The organism is Corallococcus macrosporus (assembly GCF_017302985.1).
GTDB lineage: Bacteria > Myxococcota > Myxococcia > Myxococcales > Myxococcaceae > Corallococcus > Corallococcus macrosporus_A.
The window spans coordinates 482,725-497,728 of sequence record NZ_JAFIMU010000002.1; the positions used below are offsets into that span (position 1 = coordinate 482,725).

Consider the following 15,004-nt stretch of genomic DNA (forward strand, 5'->3'; position numbering starts at 1 on the left):
CACCGTGAACCAGGACGTCCTGCTCACCCTGGGGCGTGAAGCCCTGCTGTTGATGGTGGTCGCCTCACTGCCGCCCATTGGCGCGAGCCTGCTGGTGGGCTTCCTGATGAGCCTCTTCCAGGCCACGACGCAGTTGCAGGAGAGCACGCTGTCGGTGGTGCCCAAGCTGTGCGCGGCGGTGCTGTCCCTGGTGCTCGCGGGTCCATGGATCGCGGGTCAGCTCACGCGCTTCACCCAGCAAGTCCTTCTGCTCATCGCGGAGGTGGCGCTGTGAATCCGGACCTCCTGGGCGAACAACTCATCACCCTGGGGCCGCACCTGGTCGCGGTGGCGCTGTGCGCGGCCCGGCTCGTGCCCATCGCGTTCCTCTGCCCGTTGCTGGGCGGCCAGGCCGCGCCCACGACGGTCCGCCTGGGGCTGGTGCTCGCGCTGTCGCTCTTCCTGCACGTCGAAGCAGGCGTGGAGTTCATCGGAACGGTGGAGACGCCGGTGGTGATGGCGGCGCTCGTGGTGCGCGAGCTGGCCTACGGTGTTTCCGTGGGGCTCGTGTCCGCGTTGCCCTTCGATGCGGCAAGGATGGGAGGCCGCTTCATCGACCTGTTCCGAGGCACCTCCGCGGAAGCGAGCCTGCCGCTGGCGGGAAGCCGTGAGTCGGCCACGGGAGACGCGCTGTACAACCTGCTGGTGGCGAGGGTGGTCTCGGGAGCGTTGTTCCCGGTGGTCCTCTCGGCCCTGCTGCGAGGCTTCGGCGTGGTTCGGCTGGGAGCCTTCGTGCCCACGGAGGCCTCTGCCCTGCACGTGGTGGTGATGGTGGGCGGTGCCATGGCCACGGGGCTCGCGGTGGGCGCGCCTGTGGCCGCTGCGTCGCTCGTGGTGGATTGCTTCCTGGGAATGGCCTCCCGTGCGGCGGCACAGGTGAATCTCCAGGAGCTGGGGGCTCCCCTGCGCATCCTCGGGGGCGGAGCGTTGCTGTGGTTGGGCGTGGGGCTGCTGTGTGAGCGGCTGCTCGCGGGCGTGGCCTCGAGCGAGGGTGCGCTGGCGCTGCTGGGCGAGGTCTCTCGATGAGCGGCGAGAAGACGGAGCAGCCCACCGCGAAACGGCTGCGGGAGGCGCGGCGCAAGGGGCAGCTTCCTCGCAGCCGGATGTTGTCCTCCAGCGCGACAACGCTGGGCGGGCTGTTGGGCTTCATCGCGTTCGCACCCGAGGGCTTCGCGCGGCTGAGGGACTGGACCGCGCGGTTGATGCTGGAGCAGACCTTCGCGGGAGCCTGGGAGGAGGGGGCCTGGATTGCCGCGTGGCTGTGCGGTCCCGCATTGGGCGGAGCACTGGTGGCATCGCTGGCGGTCTCCGTCGCCACGGTGGGCTTCGAACTGGACGCTCGCCATGTCGCGCCGAAGCTCGAGCGGATCAACCCTGCCGACGGCCTCAAGCGCCTCTTCAGCGTCCGGCCCCTGATCGAGATGGGCAAGGCGCTACTCGTGGCGGCACTGCTGGCCCTCATTGTCTGGGATGAGGTGGAGACGGTCGGCCCTGATGCCTTGCGTGCCGCGTGGCTCGATGGAACCCGGGGACTGGAGTTCCTGGTCGGCCGGCTGGCGGCGCTGGTGACGCGACTGGCGTGGGTGGTGCTGGGGTGCGGCGCCGTGGACTACGCGCTCGCCCGGCGCAGGCATCGGCGCGAGCTGATGATGTCCCGGGAGGAAATCAAGCGGGAGCACAAGGAGAGCGAGGGCGACCCGCGACACAAGGGGCAGCGGAAGGCCCTGCATCGCCAACTGGCGCAGGGCGGTCCGGCACGTGGAGTGCAGAAGGCCACCGCTGTGATCGTCAACCCCACGCACATCGCGGTCGCGCTCCGCTACGACGCGGGCGAATGCGACGCGCCCTACCTCGTGGCCAAGGGCCGCGAACAGGACGCGCTCGCCCTCAAGGAAGAGGCGCGCAGGCAGGGCATCCCCGTGCTCCGGGACGTGCCGCTGGCCCGCAGCCTCATCCACTTCGACGTCGGAGAGTCCATTCCCGAGGAGCTGTACCAGGCGGCGGCCGTCGTGCTGCGGACCGCGATGGAACTGCGCGAGCCGGACGACCGTCCACGGAGCCAGACGTGATGCCCGCACTCATGAAGGTCTTGCTGAAGGCCCGCCAGTCCTCGGACGTCGTGCTCGCGGTGGCGATGGCGGCGGTGCTTGGAGCGCTCATCATCCCGCTGCCCGCGTGGCTCCTCGACGTGGGGCTCGCGGTGAACCTGGCCGCGGCGGTGGCGCTCCTGGTCGCGGCGCTGAACGCGAGGGACGCGCTGCGGGTGACGTCGTTCCCCACGCTGCTGCTCTTCACCACGCTGTTCCGGCTGTCGCTCAACGTGTCGTCCACACGGCTGGCGCTCTCGGAGGGCCACGCGGGCGAGGTCATCCAGGCCTTCGGCGAGTTCGTGGTGCGAGGCGACTACGTCGTGGGCGCGGTGGTGTTCGCCATCCTCACGCTGGTGCAGTTGCTGGTGGTGACCAAGGGCGCCGAGCGGGTCGCGGAGGTGTCCGCCCGCTTCACGCTGGACGCGATGCCTGGCAAGCAGATGTCCATCGACGCGGACCTGCGCGCGGGCGCCATCGACCAGACGGTGGCCCGGCGGCGACGGCGCGACCTGGAGCGCGAGTCCCAGATGTTCGGCGCCATGGACGGCGCGATGAAGTTCGTGAAGGGCGACGTCGTCGCGGGCCTCGTCATCGTCGCGGTGAACCTGCTCGGCGGCACCCTCATCGGCGTGTTGCAGAACGGCCAGTCGTTCTCCGAGGCCGCCGCCACCTTCGCCCTCATCGCCATCGGTGACGGGCTCGTGTCCCAGGTGCCCTCGCTGTGCATCGCGGTGGCCGCGGGCCTCGTCGTCACGCGGGTGGCCTCGGAGAAGGAAGAGGACTCGCTCGGGACGGAGATTGGCTCCCAGTTCTTCGGCGACTTCCGCACGCTGACCACCGTCGCGGGCCTGTGCGTCGCGCTGGCCTTGATGCCGGGCATGCCGCACCTGACCTTCCTCGTCCTGGCGGCGGGCCTCGGAGGGCTCGGCCATGCGCTGCGGCGCAAGGGACAGACGCCGGAGAAGCCGCAGGTGAAGGACGGAGGGTCCACCGGAGCCGCGGTGCCGGCCGGAGCCGCGGGCAAGCCTCCCGAGAGCGCGAAGGCCCCGGTCGGCGTGACGCCCCTCACGCTGGACCTGTCCGCGCAGCTCACGCCGCTCGCGGAGGCGGAGGGAGGCGCCTTCGTGCACACGGTGCTGAACGCCGTGCGTGACGAGCTGTTCTTCGAGCTGGGCGTGCGCATCCCCGGCATCCGGGTGCGGACCCACGCCGCCTACCTGGGGCCCGGCGAGTACCGCATCCTCCTGGACGAAGTGCCCGCCGGTGGCGGCGTGGTGCAGCCCGGGGCCCTGTACGCGCTCGTTCCTCCCGGCGAGCTGGCCTTCCTGGAGGTCCAGGCGGAGGCGTCGGTGGAGCCCGCCAGCGGACGGCCCATCAGCCGGGTGGGGGAGGGGGCCCGCTCCCGGCTGGAGCTGGCCCAGGTGCCGCTGCGCAAGCCGTCGGAGCTCATCGCGGACCACCTGCGGGCCGTGCTGCGCCTGCGCGCCTCCGCGCTGCTGGGGCTCCAGGAGGTGCAGGGGCTGCTGGAAGGGCTGGAGGCCCAATCTCCCGTGCTGGTGAAGGAAGCACTGCAGAAGGTGCCGCTGCCGCTGCTGGTGGACGTGCTGCGGCGGCTCGTGCAGGAGCAGGTGAGCATCCGGGACCTGCGGGCCATCCTGGAGGCGCTCGTGGCGCCCACCACCGAAGGCGACGCTACCGCCCTGGCCGAGCGCTGCCGTCAGGCCCTGCACCGCTACCTGAGCCACCAGTTCGCGCCCACGGGCCCGCTGTACGCGTACCTCGTGGATCCGGAGGTGGAGGAGGTGCTGCGCGCCAGCGGCCCCCGAGGGCCCACGCCGGAGCCGGAGCGCATCATGGAGATATTGGAAGGGGTGCGGCAGATCGCCAACGGGGGCCGGGCGGTGCTGCTCACGGCCCCGGACATCCGCCGCCCGCTGCGCAAGCTGTGCGAGGGCCCGTTCCCGGACGTGGCGGTGCTAACCTACGGCGAGCTGGACGGGGACCTGCAGATTCGCCCCATCGGCCGGCTGGCGCCGGTCGCCGTGGGGCGGTGAGGCCTAGAGGGTGCCGGTGCCGCTGCTGCCCTTGAACTCGGAGGAGGGCGGCAGGTCCGACTGGGCCTGCAGCGGCGCGGGGCGGTTGACCCGGTCCCGCAGCTCCTTGCCGGTGCGGAAGAGCAGGCCGCGCTTGGGCTTCACCGGGATGACCTGGCCCGTCTTCGGGTTGCGGCCCTGGTAGCCCTGGTAGTTCTTCACGTGGAAGGCGCCAAGCCCGCGGATCTCGATGTTCTCCCCGCGGCAGAGGGCGTCCTTCATCGACTCGAAAATCGTCTCGATGGTCGCCTCCGCCTGCTTCTGGGTCACGCCTCGTTTGGCGACGAGGATGTTGATCAGATCGGACTTGAGCATCGGACGCTCCCGCAAACCCCGTGACCCCTTGGTGACAGGGCTCTCTGGCCCGTGGTCGAGTCCCGAATACATAACAGAACACCTCCTCCTTGCAAGCCGGGTGGGCTCCCAACCCTCTAAAAACGTTACGGATTTCCGCCACCGACCGCTGCCTTGGGGGCCTCGGGGGCGGGCGGGGCGAGCAGCCCCGGGCGCAGCGGTGTCACGAGGTCCAGCCACCGGGTGCGGCGCAGCAGGTCGACCCCGGCACAGTCGGCCGCCTGGAACAGGGGCTCGAACTGTTCGAAGCCCGGGGCCTTGGGGCCCGTCCAGGTTTCGGGGCCCCCGGTGATCATCACCCCGTGCACCGCGAGCGTGAGGTCGGCGAGCGTGAGCTCCGCGGGGTCCTTCGCCGGGCGCAGGCCGCCCCGTCGCGCCCGCTCCAGCAGGCGGGCTTCCACCATCCGGTCCACCACTTCGTGCACCAGCGACTCCGGCACGCGCAGCCGCGTGGCCAGCTCGCGCGGCAGGGGAGGCGTGAGCCCATCCACCCAGCACAGGGTGACGTCCTGGGCGACGCGCGCGCCCACCAGCTCGTGCGCGCGCGGGTGGCTGCCGAAGGCGAAGAGGGAGCCCCGGAAGGAGACGTGCTCCACCGCGTAGGACAGCCGGGCGCCGAAGAGCATCACCAGCCAGCTCACGTACACCCAGGCGAGGAACAGGGGCAGGGCGCCCAGCGACGCGTAGAGCGGGTTGTAGAGGAAGCTGCGCGCGGCGAACTCGGCGTACACCTGCTTCGCCACCATCCAGCCCAGGCCCGCCACCAGTCCACCCGCCAGCGCCGAGCGCACGCGCACGTGGGCGTAGGGCGTCCAGAGGTACAGCAGCGTCAGGCTGCCCATGGCGATGAGCATGGTGCCCACCCCGATGAAGAACGGCGCGGAGGGCGCGTAGGTCTGCAGGAGCACGCGGACGCGGCCCGTGCCCGAGAAGGAGATGGCCAGGAAGATGGGGCCCAGCAGCAGCAGCCCCGCGTAGATGGACAGGCGCGTCAGCCACGGGCGCTGGCGCCGGATGCCCCACAGCTCGTTCACCGCGCCGTCGATGTGGCGCAGCAGCGAGCCCGCCGACAGCAGCACCGCGAGGAAGCCCACGCTGCCCACCGCGATGGAGTCGCCCGGGTGCAGGAAGCGGTCGAGCAGGGCGGCGGACTCCTCGCTGACTCCCGGTGCCAGCACTTCGGAGATGACGAAGCGCAGCTTCCGCTGGAACTGCTCCTGGTGGAGCGTGCGCAGCAGCACGATGCCCACGGTCAGCAGCGGCACCAGCGAGAACATGCTGATGTACGTGAGCGCGGCGGCGCGCAGGCGCAGGTTCTCGCCCATGAAGCCGCGCGCCACGGTGCGGCCCGCGAAAAAGATGTCCGCCGCGAAGCGGCCCGCTGACGTGGCCCCGATGGGCGCCCACACGCGGGCCGCGGTCTGGAGCGCCCAGGCCCGCGCACGGACCAGGGGACGCCGGAAGCGCCGGGAGAGCTTCCGGAGCTTCAAGGCTTCCTCCTGGTGCGCAGCCATCCCGGTGCAGCCAGGTCGCGGGAGTCCAGCAACGTGCGGAGGCGCGAAGGCAAGCGGTTCATCCCTGGCGATTCAAATGGGCCGGGGCGTGGACGACATCCCCGGTGTGGAAGCGCCACCGTAGCCAAACTCGGCCCCGGCGAACCAGCCCGCCCACCCCTCCCCAGCGGACGTTGTCAGCACACGCACGACCCTCGTCCGCCTGGCTGCTCACCATGCGGGAAGACGGCTTGCGCTCGCTCCAATGCAGAAGGCCCGGCGGGGTGTGCACCCACCGGGCCTTCGCTGTCACTCACGAACCGGAATCAGGGGTTCAGGCTTCGCTGCCCCCGCCGGACGGCTCCGAGGAGCCCCCGCCGGATGCCGCAGGCGCCGAGCTGCCTCCACCGACACCCGTGCTGCCCCCGCCAGAGCCGCTGCCGCCGTTGTTGCCACCACCGGAACCGCCTCCGCGCTCGCCGCGCTCGGGCCGCTCCCCACGCTCGCCGCCGCGGTGCTCGCCGCCTCCGCGCTCACCGCCGCCACGGTTCTCGCCACCGCGGTTCTCACCGCCGCCGCGCTCGCCACGGTTCTCACCGCCACGGCCCTCACCGCCGCGACGCTCGCGGTCACCACCCCGGTTGCGGTCACCGCCGCGCTCGCCACGCTCGGGACGCCGGCCCTCGCGACGGTCTCCGCCGCCGCGCTCACCGCCACGGCCCTCACCGCCGCGCTCGCCGCCGCCCCGGTTCTCGCCGCCGCCCCGGTTCTCACCGCCGCCGCGCTCGCTACGGTCGCGGTCCCGGCCGCCGCCGCGACGGCCCTGGTCCTGACGGCCGCCGTAGTTGCTGTCCGGACGGCGCTGCTGCATCGCCAGCTCGCCGTCACCGGAGCCCGGCGACGAGGCCACCTTGTGCTCGGGGCCCGTGGCCGACCGGCCGTAGATGTCGTACTGCTCGCGGTGGTAGTTCTGCTGCGCCTTCACCTGGATGGACTTGTTGTAGCGGTCCATCAGGTGCCGCAGCTCGTTGCGCTCCTCGCCCTGCAGGAGCCGCGCGACCTCCGCGTTGCAGTTGATGACCAGCGTGGAGTCCTTGTAGCCCGGCGCCTCGCGGCGGATCTCCCGGAAGATTTCATACGCGACCGTGGTGGCCGTCTTCACGAAGCCCTTGCCGTCGCAGTACGGGCAGTCCTCGTGCAGCACGCGGCCAATGGACTCGCGCACGCGCTTGCGCGTCATCTCCACCAGGCCCAGCTCGGAAATGCGCAGCACGTTCGTCTTGGCCTTGTCGCGGCCCAGCGCTTCCTGCAGCGACTTGAAGACCTTGTCGCGGTTCTGCGCCTTCTCCATGTCGATGAAGTCGCAGATGATGATGCCGCCGATGTTGCGCAGCCGGAGCTGGTAGACGATCTCCTTTGCCGCCTCGACGTTGATCTTGGTGATGGTCTCCTCGAGGCTCTTCTTGCCGACGTAGCGGCCCGAGTTGACGTCGATGGCGGTGAGCGCCTCCGCCTGGTCGATGATCAGGTAGCCGCCGCTCTTCAGCCACACCTTGCGCTGGGTGGCGCGCTGCAGCTCCTGCTCGATGCCGTAGGCGTCGAAGACGGGCTCGTCCGTTTCGTGCAGCACCACGCGGTCGCGCAGGGCCGGGTCCTGCGCGGTGACGAAGCCCTGGATGCGCTCGTACTCCTCCGCGTCGTCCACGACGAGCTTCTCCACGTCGTGGGCGAACAGGTCGCGCGTGGCGCGCAGGATGAGGTCCAGGTCCGGGTGCAGCAGGCCCGGTCCGCCGCGCTTCTCGTTGCGGCGCACCACCTGGTTCCACACCTCGATGAGGAACCGGATGTCGCTCTCCAGCTTCTCCTGGGGAACGTTCTCCGCCACCGTGCGCACGATGAAGCCCGTGCCGGGCGGCCGCAGCCGGTCCACGATTTCACGCAGCCGGCGGCGCTCCTTCTCGTTGGAGATGCGGCGGCTGATGCCCACGTGGTCCACCGTGGGCATGAACACCAGGTGACGGCCCGGGATGGAGATGTGCGACGTGAGCCGCGCGCCCTTCGTGCCGATGGGGTCCTTGGAAATCTGGACCACCACCTCCTGGCCGACCTTCAGCAGGTCTTCAATCTTGTCCGTCTTGCGCTGCTTGGGCTTCTCCTTCTCCTCGTCGCGCTTCTCGCGGCGGGGCTGCTCCTGGCGGCGCTTGTCCTTGTCCTTCTCGCGGCCCTCCCGGTTGCGCGGCTCGCGGGCCTCGCGCGCCTCACGCGGCGTGCGGCGCTCGCCGGACACCTCGGCGGGACGCGCGGACTCGGGGGCGGGGGAGGGGATGAGCTCACCCAGGGCGGCCGCGTGCGGCGGCGGCTCGGCGGCGCCGTCCGTCACGGGCACCGCGCCGGACTCGGCGAGGGCGGCGACGGTGGCGCTCTCCGCGGGCGTCTCCTGCACCGCCGCGGCGTGCTCCTCGAAGGGCGTGCCGTTCTCCGTCAGCGGCACCGCCACGGCGGCGGTGGACACCGCGACCTCGGACTCCGGCGCGGCGCCCTCGGCCGGGGCCTCCACGGCGGCCACGGGCTCGGCGGCCTGCGCGGGCTCGTGGGACCCGGTCGAAGCCTGGGCCTCCACCGGGGCCGGGGCGGCTTCCGGGGCCGGCTTCACGGCCTCGGCAGCTTCAGGGGCGGCCGCCTGGGCCTGGACGTCCAGGGCCAGCGCGCCGTCATGGGCCAGCACCGGCTCCGGGTGGGCCGGGGACGCTTCCGTGCCCGCGGGCAGGGCGTGCTTGGTGTCCGGGACCGTGGCGGCCGCGAGCTCCACGGCATCGGCCTCGGACTCGGTGGGGACCTCCGGGGCGTCCTCGTGCTCGCCCTCGGTCAGCTCGAACTGGGCGCGGGCGAAGTCCGGGTCGTAGACGACGTCGCTGACATACAGGAAGGCGGCCTTCTCCAACCCGATGTCGACAAAGGCCGCCTGCATGCCCGGGAGGACCCGGACGACGCGCCCCTTGTAGATGTTTCCGACGACGCCCTTGTCCTTCTTACGCTCGAGGTAGAACTCCGCGATATGGCCGCCCTCGACGAGCGCCACCCGGGTCTCCCGACCCGCGGCGTTGATGACGAGCACACTGCTCATGGATGAATCCTGGTAGCGCGCGCGGTAGGGGGGACCTCACCGGACGGGAGGCGGCGAGACGCCACACCTCCGAGCACGCTGCGATGGGGGAGGCGGCCAGAGGCCCCCCGGCGTGTGCACGCCATCCGGAAGACCCGGAGGGAGAACGCATCACCTGGGTGGGGGCCGAGGACATCGCCGCCTGCTCCTCCGAGTTCACGTCGCCCCGCATTGCGACCGGCACCGTGCCGGGCGGGGCTGCTTCTCTTCACGCGCTCGAGGCCTCCACCACGCCCGTGCCGTCCGCCCCCTCTTCCACACCCGGTCGGTGCCCTTCATGTGGGTCACCTTGGGGGGGCGTCTGGGGGCCCCGGAGCAGCAGGGGCATCCGGAGGAAACCGGAAGCGCAACCCGTCGAAATTCCAGCCTGGGCCTGATGTCCCGCCAACGCGGGGCGTCACACAACCGCCCAGAAACACGGAGAGTTTTCCACGCCCCTCCAGGTGTGTAAAGGCCCGATGCGCCCGTTCATCCACTGTCGGGCAGATGGAGGGCGGGCCCGCCCGGCGGGTCCCCGGGCGCTCGGAAACGGACGTTCAGGCCTGGGCGGGGGCCTGCTTGCGCCCCTCGGGCTTGTCCAGCTTGCCGCGCGGACGGCGCACCAGCCTGAGGCCCGTCCAGGTCTCGTCGATGATGCAGATCTTGTTGTCCACCAGGCCGATGTCGAGCGCCGCCTGGCGCACGAAGTCCTCGGACAGGCGCGTCTTCACGCCCTCGCCGGCGGGCCAGCAGACCCAGATGCCGCCGTTGAGGGTGGTGGCGCGCGACAGCGCGGGCAGCCGCTGCACCAGCTCCGTGGCGTCGGAGGTGAAGAAGAGGATGACGTCCAGCCCCGTCTGCGCCGTGACGAGGAACTCCACGCCGTCCGGCAGCGGGTTGAGCTTCTGTACGAAGCCCCGCGGGGGGTTGATGACGGAGACCTTGGTGCCGGACCGGATGCCCAGCATGGACGGCAGGGAAGCCAGGGCGTAGGGCGTCATGATGTGCGCTCCACGGTGAAGGTGCGGAACTCGCCAGTGGCCCCGCCGTCGGAGCGCGCCACGTCCGTGACGCGTGCCATGCGGGGACCTGAGTGACACCAGCGGATGAAGTCTTCCAGCGCGCCCGGTTCGCCTTCCACCGTGGCCTCCACGGAGCCGTCGCTCCGGTTGCGCACCCAGCCTGACAGGCCAAGCCGCAGCGCCTCCTGGCGGGCGCTCTCCCGGTAGGAGACGCCCTGGACCGTGCCCTGGATGCGCAGGGTCACCCGGCGCTGCGTGCTCATGCCTCTGGCCTCATGCTCTTGCGTCCCCTTCTAGCAGCTTCAGGAACGCCTGCTCATCCAGGATTCTTACCCCGAGTTCCTGTGCCTTCTTCAGCTTGCTGCCCGCGTCCTCGCCCGCGACGACGAAATCGGTCTTGCGCGAGACACTTCCAGAGACCTTACCTCCGCGCCGCTCGATTTCCTCCTTGGCCTGCTCGCGCGCCAGCCCCGCCATGGTGCCGGTGAGCACCACCGTCTTGCCCACGAAGGGGCCGCCCGTGGCGACCGCCGGGGGCGCCGGCTGGACTCCCGCGTCCAGCAGGGCCTGGATGGCGGCCTGGTTCTGGGGTTCCTGGAAGAAGGTGTGGATGACCTGCGCCATCACCGGGCCCACGTCCTTCACCCGGCTGATGTCCTCCAGGGTGGCCGTGAAGAGCGTCCTCACGTCCGGGAAGGCCTCCGCCAGGGCGCGCGCCGTGGAGTCGCCCACGTGGCGGATGCCCAGCGAATACAGGAAGCGGCGCTGGGTGGTGGCCTTGCTGCCCTCGATGGAGGCCAGCAGGTTGTCCGCGCTCTTCTCCCCCATGCGCTCCAGCTTGAGCAGCGAGTCCCGGGTGAGCGCGTACACGTCCGCGAACGCCTTCACCTGCCCGGACGTGACCAGCTGCGTGGCCAGCTTGTCGCCCAGACCTTCGATGTCCAGCGCGAGGCGGCTGGCGAAGTGGCGCACCTTCTCCACCAGCTGCGCGGGGCAGGACGCGCCCGTGCAGCGGATGATGGCGCCGTCCTCGTCCTTGGCCGCCACCGCGCCGCACACCGGACAGTGGGTGGGGAAGCTGAAGGGCTGGGAGTCCTCCGGGCGCTTGGACAGCACCACGGAGACGATCTCCGGAATCACGTCGCCCGCGCGGCGCACGAAGACGGTGTCGCCCCGGCGCACGTCCTTGCGGCGCATCTCGTCTTCATTGTGCAGCGTGGCGCGCGACACCGTCACGCCGCCCACCTTCACCGGCTTCAGGTGCGCCACCGGCGTGAGCGCGCCCGTGCGGCCCACCTGGATGCCGATGTCGTCCACCGTGGTGGACTCCTCCTCCGGCGGGAACTTGTAGGCCACGGCCCAGCGGGGGCTCTTGGACACCTGGCCCAGGCGGCGGCGCAGGTCCTCGTCGTCCACCTTCACCACCATGCCGTCCACTTCGAAGGGCAGGGCGTGGCGGCCCTTCAGGGACTCGTCGTAGCGCTGGCGTACCCCGTCGGCCCCTTCCGCGCGCTCGTAGCGGTTGATGGGCAGGCCCAGCGTCTTTAGGTACTCCAGCTTCTCGATGTGGCTCTTGAAGGCGGGCACGCCGTCGCCGGGCACGCACTCGTAGAGGTAGACGGACAGGGGCCGGGCCGCGGTCTCCTTCGGGTCCAGCTGGCGCAGGCTGCCCGCGGCGGCGTTGCGCGGGTTGGCGAAGAGCGACTCGCCCTCCTCCTCGCGCTTCTCGTTGAGCTTGCGGAAGTCCTCCTTGCGGATGAAGACCTCGCCGCGCACCTCCAGCCGCTTGGGCACCTTCACGCCGTCCTGGGGGAACAGCTCCAGGGGCAGGCTCTTGATGGTGCGCAGGTTGGCCGTGACGTCCTCGCCGGTGGTGCCGTCGCCGCGCGTGGCGCCCTGGATGAAGCGGCCGCCCTCGAAGCGCAGCGAGATGGCCAGGCCGTCCAGCTTGGGCTCGCACACGTAGTCCACCCTCGGCAGGCCCGTCAGCTTGCGGACGCGCTCGTCGAACTCCACGAGCCCGGCGTCATCGAAGATGTTCGCCAGGGACAGCATCTGGGTGGTGTGCACCACCTGCCCGAAGTCCTCCACCGCCGCGCCACCCACGCGCTGGGTGGGCGAGTCCGGCGTCACGAGCTGGGGGTACTTCTCCTCCAGCGCCTGGAGCTCCCGCATCAACGTGTCGTATTGCGCGTCGCTGATCTCCGGCGCGTCCAGCACGTAGTAGCGGTGGTTGTGGTGGGCCAGCTCCTGACGGAGCGCTCGGGCGCGGGCTTCGGCTTTCGGGAAGGTGTCCACGGGGTGTGTCCTTACCCCAATTCAAGGGCGCGGCCAGTTGCGCACGCCCCGCGTTGGAGGAGCACCACTCTACCGGCCCCACCTGACAGGCCTGCCTGGCCACACGGGAAGGGGAACCCGGGGACGCGTGTTGCACGCCAGGGAGGCAGTGTTGCCGCCCCGTTAGGCCCGAATTTCAGATACATAGCGGATTCCCTGTTGGTGGGATACCGCCCTCCAGTGCAACCCCCTGAAAAACGGGACAGAGCCAGGCACGGATGCCTTGACAGCTCTGGGGGCGGTCAATAGTTTCCAGCGCGATTCCAGGCGCAGGGGTTCCCCCGGCGCCTCTCTTCCCAACCACAGGCCCACGCGCCCTCCGGTCCGTTCCCAAGGACTTGGGTGGTGCTGCCCCCCTGGAAGGTGCTTCCGAGCGCCGCGCGGACGGACCGCCGTCCCGCGTACAGCCTGCCCGAGCCTTCGGGCGATTCCCCCCTTCTTCCGTCTGCAGACCGTCATGGCCAAAGCCCGTTCCCCCCGAGAAAAGGTAGTCGAGCCCGAGTTCACCGCGGAGGAGAAGCCCCGCCGTAAGCGCGCGGCGGCGAAGGAGGCGGAGAAGCCCGCGCCCCGGTCCCGCCGTGCGCCCGCCCGTCGGGAAGAGGCTCCCGCCGAGGAGGCCGAGGCCCCCGAGGTCGCCGCGGAGGCGCCCCGTCCGGTGCTCACGCCCATCTCCCGTCCGGTGCGCGACGACGAGCTCCAGGAGCTGCGCGGCACGGAGGAGGCGCCCGCCGAGGAGGCCGCTCCGGCCGCCCCGCAGGAGCCCACCGAGGCCCCCGCCATCACGGAGGTCGAGCGCGACGGCACCCCGATGCAGGTCATCAAGCTCAATGACCTGAAGCGGATGAAGATCGTCGACCTGGCGAAGATGGCCCACGACACGGGCATCGAGGGCTACCAGGGACTGAAGAAGCAGGACCTCATCTTCGCGCTGCTGGGCGGCATCGCCGACAAGCGCTTCGAGGTCCACGCGGAGGGCGTGCTGGAGCTGCTCAGCGACGGCTTCGGCTTCCTGCGCAGCGCGGACAGCGACTACCAGCCGTCCCCGGACGACATCTACGTGTCGCCGTCGCAGGTGCGCCGCTTCAACCTGCGGCCCGGCGACACGGTGACGGGCCCCATCCGCCAGCCCCGCGAGGGCGAGCGCTTCTTCGCGCTGCAGAAGGTGGACAAGGTCAACTTCGCGGACCCCATGTCGGACGCGGCGCGCGAGCGCATCCTGTTCGACAACCTCACGCCGCTCTATCCGACGCGCAAGCTCAAGCTGGAGCACGAGTCGTCGGAGATGACCACGCGCATCATCGACATGTTCTGCCCCATCGGCCTGGGCCAGCGCTGCCTCATCGTGGCGCCCCCGAAGGCCGGCAAGACGGTGCTGCTGCAGAACATCGCGCACGCCATCAGCCGCAACCACCCGGACGTCTACCTCATCGTGCTGCTCGTGGACGAGCGCCCGGAGGAAGTGACGGACATGGAGCGCAGCGTGCGCGGCGAGGTGGTGTCCTCCACCTTCGACGAGCCCGCCACGCGCCACGTGCAGGTGGCGGAGATGGTCATCGACAAGGCCAAGCGCCTGGTCGAGCAGAAGTACGACGTCTGCATCCTGCTGGACTCCATCACCCGTCTGGCGCGCGCCTACAACACGGTGGTGCCGGCGTCCGGCAAGATCCTCTCCGGCGGCGTGGACGCCAACGCGCTCCACAAGCCCAAGCGCTTCTTCGGCGCGGCCCGCAACATCGAGGAGGGCGGCAGCCTCACCATCATCGGCACGGCGCTCATTGACACCGGCAGCCGCATGGATGAAGTGATTTTCGAAGAGTTCAAGGGCACGGGTAACTCCGAAATCGTCCTGGACCGGAAGTTGATGGAGAAGCGCATCTTCCCAACGCTCGACATCAACAAATCCGGCACCCGCAAGGAGGAGCTCCTCTTGTCTCAGGCGGACCTGGTGCGTATTACGGCGTTGCGCCAGGTGCTCCACCCGTTCACGCCCATCGACGCGATGGAGTTCGTGCTCAAGCACATGCGTCCGACGGCGGCGAACACGGAGTTCCTGGGCTCGATGAACCGGTAGTCCCCTCCGGCCCAAGGAGCCCCGTATGCGTCGTGCCCGCCTCCTCTGTCATGTCGCCCGCGCTGTCGCGGGCCTCACCCTGGGGTTCCTGGCGGGTTGCGACATCGGGGTGGAGGACCTTCCGCTGGAGGACACCCCACCGGTGCTCTCCAGCCAGGTCTGCTACGACGACTCGGACTGCGTGGCGAACAAGTGCTGCGGTAACGGCACCGCCATCACCCACCGCGACGTGGGGCCCGACTGCTCCGCCGTGCTGTGCGACGGCACGTGTCCTGCCAACAGCGTGGACTGCGGCCGCTGCATCCCGACGTGCCGCGAGGCGCGCTGCGCCGCCGCCTGCCAGTAGGCGCGCGGCCACAGCCG

12 protein-coding genes are annotated in these 15,004 nt (G+C 70.5%); 6 read left to right on the forward strand and 6 right to left on the reverse strand.

Features of this window, described 5'->3' with window-relative positions; translation table 11 throughout:
• The first annotated feature begins 4 nt into the window (after positions 1 to 4).
• Genes JYK02_RS02405 through JYK02_RS02420 form a run of 4 tightly spaced genes read left to right on the forward strand, consistent with a single transcriptional unit; the run spans position 5 to position 4,183 of the window.
• Positions 5 to 274: a flagellar biosynthetic protein FliQ gene (locus tag JYK02_RS02405; RefSeq protein WP_207048221.1), complete on the forward strand. Its 270-nt coding sequence runs from the start codon at positions 5 to 7 to the stop codon at positions 272 to 274.
• Positions 271 to 1,065: a flagellar biosynthetic protein FliR gene (locus JYK02_RS02410; RefSeq protein WP_207048222.1), complete on the forward strand. Its 795-nt coding sequence runs from the start codon at positions 271 to 273 to the stop codon at positions 1,063 to 1,065. Before JYK02_RS02405 ends, JYK02_RS02410 begins: the two co-directional genes overlap by 4 nt.
• Positions 1,062 to 2,108 (forward strand): EscU/YscU/HrcU family type III secretion system export apparatus switch protein, encoded by a 1,047-nt coding sequence (locus tag JYK02_RS02415; protein WP_207048223.1) that lies wholly within the window; start codon positions 1,062 to 1,064, stop codon positions 2,106 to 2,108. The genes JYK02_RS02410 and JYK02_RS02415 overlap by 4 nt, the downstream gene beginning before the upstream one ends.
• Positions 2,108 to 4,183, forward strand: coding sequence for a flagellar biosynthesis protein FlhA (locus JYK02_RS02420; RefSeq protein ID WP_207048664.1), 2,076 nt, complete (start codon positions 2,108 to 2,110; stop codon positions 4,181 to 4,183). Before JYK02_RS02415 ends, JYK02_RS02420 begins: the two co-directional genes overlap by 1 nt.
• 3 nt (positions 4,184 to 4,186) lie before the next feature.
• On the opposite strand, the gene JYK02_RS02425 is transcribed toward JYK02_RS02420, so the two are convergent.
• The 6 genes from JYK02_RS02425 to ligA form a co-directional block, all read right to left on the reverse strand.
• Positions 4,187 to 4,537: an HU family DNA-binding protein gene (locus JYK02_RS02425; protein ID WP_043321998.1), complete on the reverse strand. Its 351-nt coding sequence runs from the start codon at positions 4,535 to 4,537 to the stop codon at positions 4,187 to 4,189.
• A gap of 125 nt (positions 4,538 to 4,662) precedes the next feature.
• The gene (locus JYK02_RS02430; RefSeq protein ID WP_207048665.1) at positions 4,663 to 6,027 is read right to left on the reverse strand and encodes a YhjD/YihY/BrkB family envelope integrity protein; all 1,365 of its coding nucleotides are present in this window, start codon (positions 6,025 to 6,027) and stop codon (positions 4,663 to 4,665) included.
• A gap of 376 nt (positions 6,028 to 6,403) precedes the next feature.
• Entirely contained in the window at positions 6,404 to 9,193 is a 2,790-nt protein-coding gene (locus tag JYK02_RS02435) for an Rne/Rng family ribonuclease (RefSeq protein WP_207048224.1), read from the reverse strand.
• A 575-nt stretch (positions 9,194 to 9,768) separates the two neighbouring features.
• Positions 9,769 to 10,212 carry a DUF3052 family protein gene (locus JYK02_RS02440; RefSeq protein WP_207048225.1) on the reverse strand — a complete coding sequence of 148 codons (444 nt, stop codon included), beginning with the start codon at positions 10,210 to 10,212 and terminating at the stop codon, positions 9,769 to 9,771.
• Entirely contained in the window at positions 10,209 to 10,496 is a 288-nt protein-coding gene (locus tag JYK02_RS02445; RefSeq protein ID WP_207048226.1) for an acylphosphatase, read from the reverse strand. Before JYK02_RS02445 ends, JYK02_RS02440 begins: the two co-directional genes overlap by 4 nt.
• Positions 10,497 to 10,506: 10 nt before the next feature.
• Positions 10,507 to 12,531 (reverse strand): NAD-dependent DNA ligase LigA, encoded by a 2,025-nt coding sequence (gene ligA, locus JYK02_RS02450; RefSeq protein ID WP_207048227.1) that lies wholly within the window; start codon positions 12,529 to 12,531, stop codon positions 10,507 to 10,509.
• Positions 12,532 to 13,027: 496 nt separating this feature from the next.
• On the opposite strand from ligA, the gene rho reads away from it, so the two are divergent.
• Together rho and JYK02_RS02460 are read left to right on the forward strand one after the other, a co-directional pair.
• A complete protein-coding gene (gene rho, locus JYK02_RS02455; RefSeq protein WP_207048228.1) occupies positions 13,028 to 14,641 on the forward strand; it encodes a transcription termination factor Rho in 1,614 nt (537 codons plus the stop codon).
• Positions 14,642 to 14,666: 25 nt separating this feature from the next.
• On the forward strand, positions 14,667 to 14,987 hold the full coding sequence (locus JYK02_RS02460) for a hypothetical protein (RefSeq protein ID WP_207048229.1): 321 nt from the start codon (positions 14,667 to 14,669) through the stop codon (positions 14,985 to 14,987).
• Positions 14,988 to 15,004: the final 17 nt, after the last annotated feature.

Bases quoted from the DNA above. Each gene is read 5' to 3' on its own strand.
- JYK02_RS02435 (WP_207048224.1), bottom strand. From the start codon at position 9,193: ATGAGCAGTGTGCTCGTCATCAACGCCGCGGGTCGGGAGACCCGGGTG.
- JYK02_RS02445 (WP_207048226.1), bottom strand. From the start codon at position 10,496: ATGAGCACGCAGCGCCGGGTGACCCTGCGCATCCAGGGCACGGTCCAG.
- JYK02_RS02460 (WP_207048229.1), top strand. From the start codon at position 14,667: ATGCGTCGTGCCCGCCTCCTCTGTCATGTCGCCCGCGCTGTCGCGGGC.
- JYK02_RS02425 (WP_043321998.1), bottom strand. From the start codon at position 4,537: ATGCTCAAGTCCGATCTGATCAACATCCTCGTCGCCAAACGAGGCGTG.
- JYK02_RS02440 (WP_207048225.1), bottom strand. From the start codon at position 10,212: ATGACGCCCTACGCCCTGGCTTCCCTGCCGTCCATGCTGGGCATCCGG.
- rho (WP_207048228.1), top strand. From the start codon at position 13,028: ATGGCCAAAGCCCGTTCCCCCCGAGAAAAGGTAGTCGAGCCCGAGTTC.
- JYK02_RS02420 (WP_207048664.1), top strand. From the start codon at position 2,108: ATGCCCGCACTCATGAAGGTCTTGCTGAAGGCCCGCCAGTCCTCGGAC.
- JYK02_RS02415 (WP_207048223.1), top strand. From the start codon at position 1,062: ATGAGCGGCGAGAAGACGGAGCAGCCCACCGCGAAACGGCTGCGGGAG.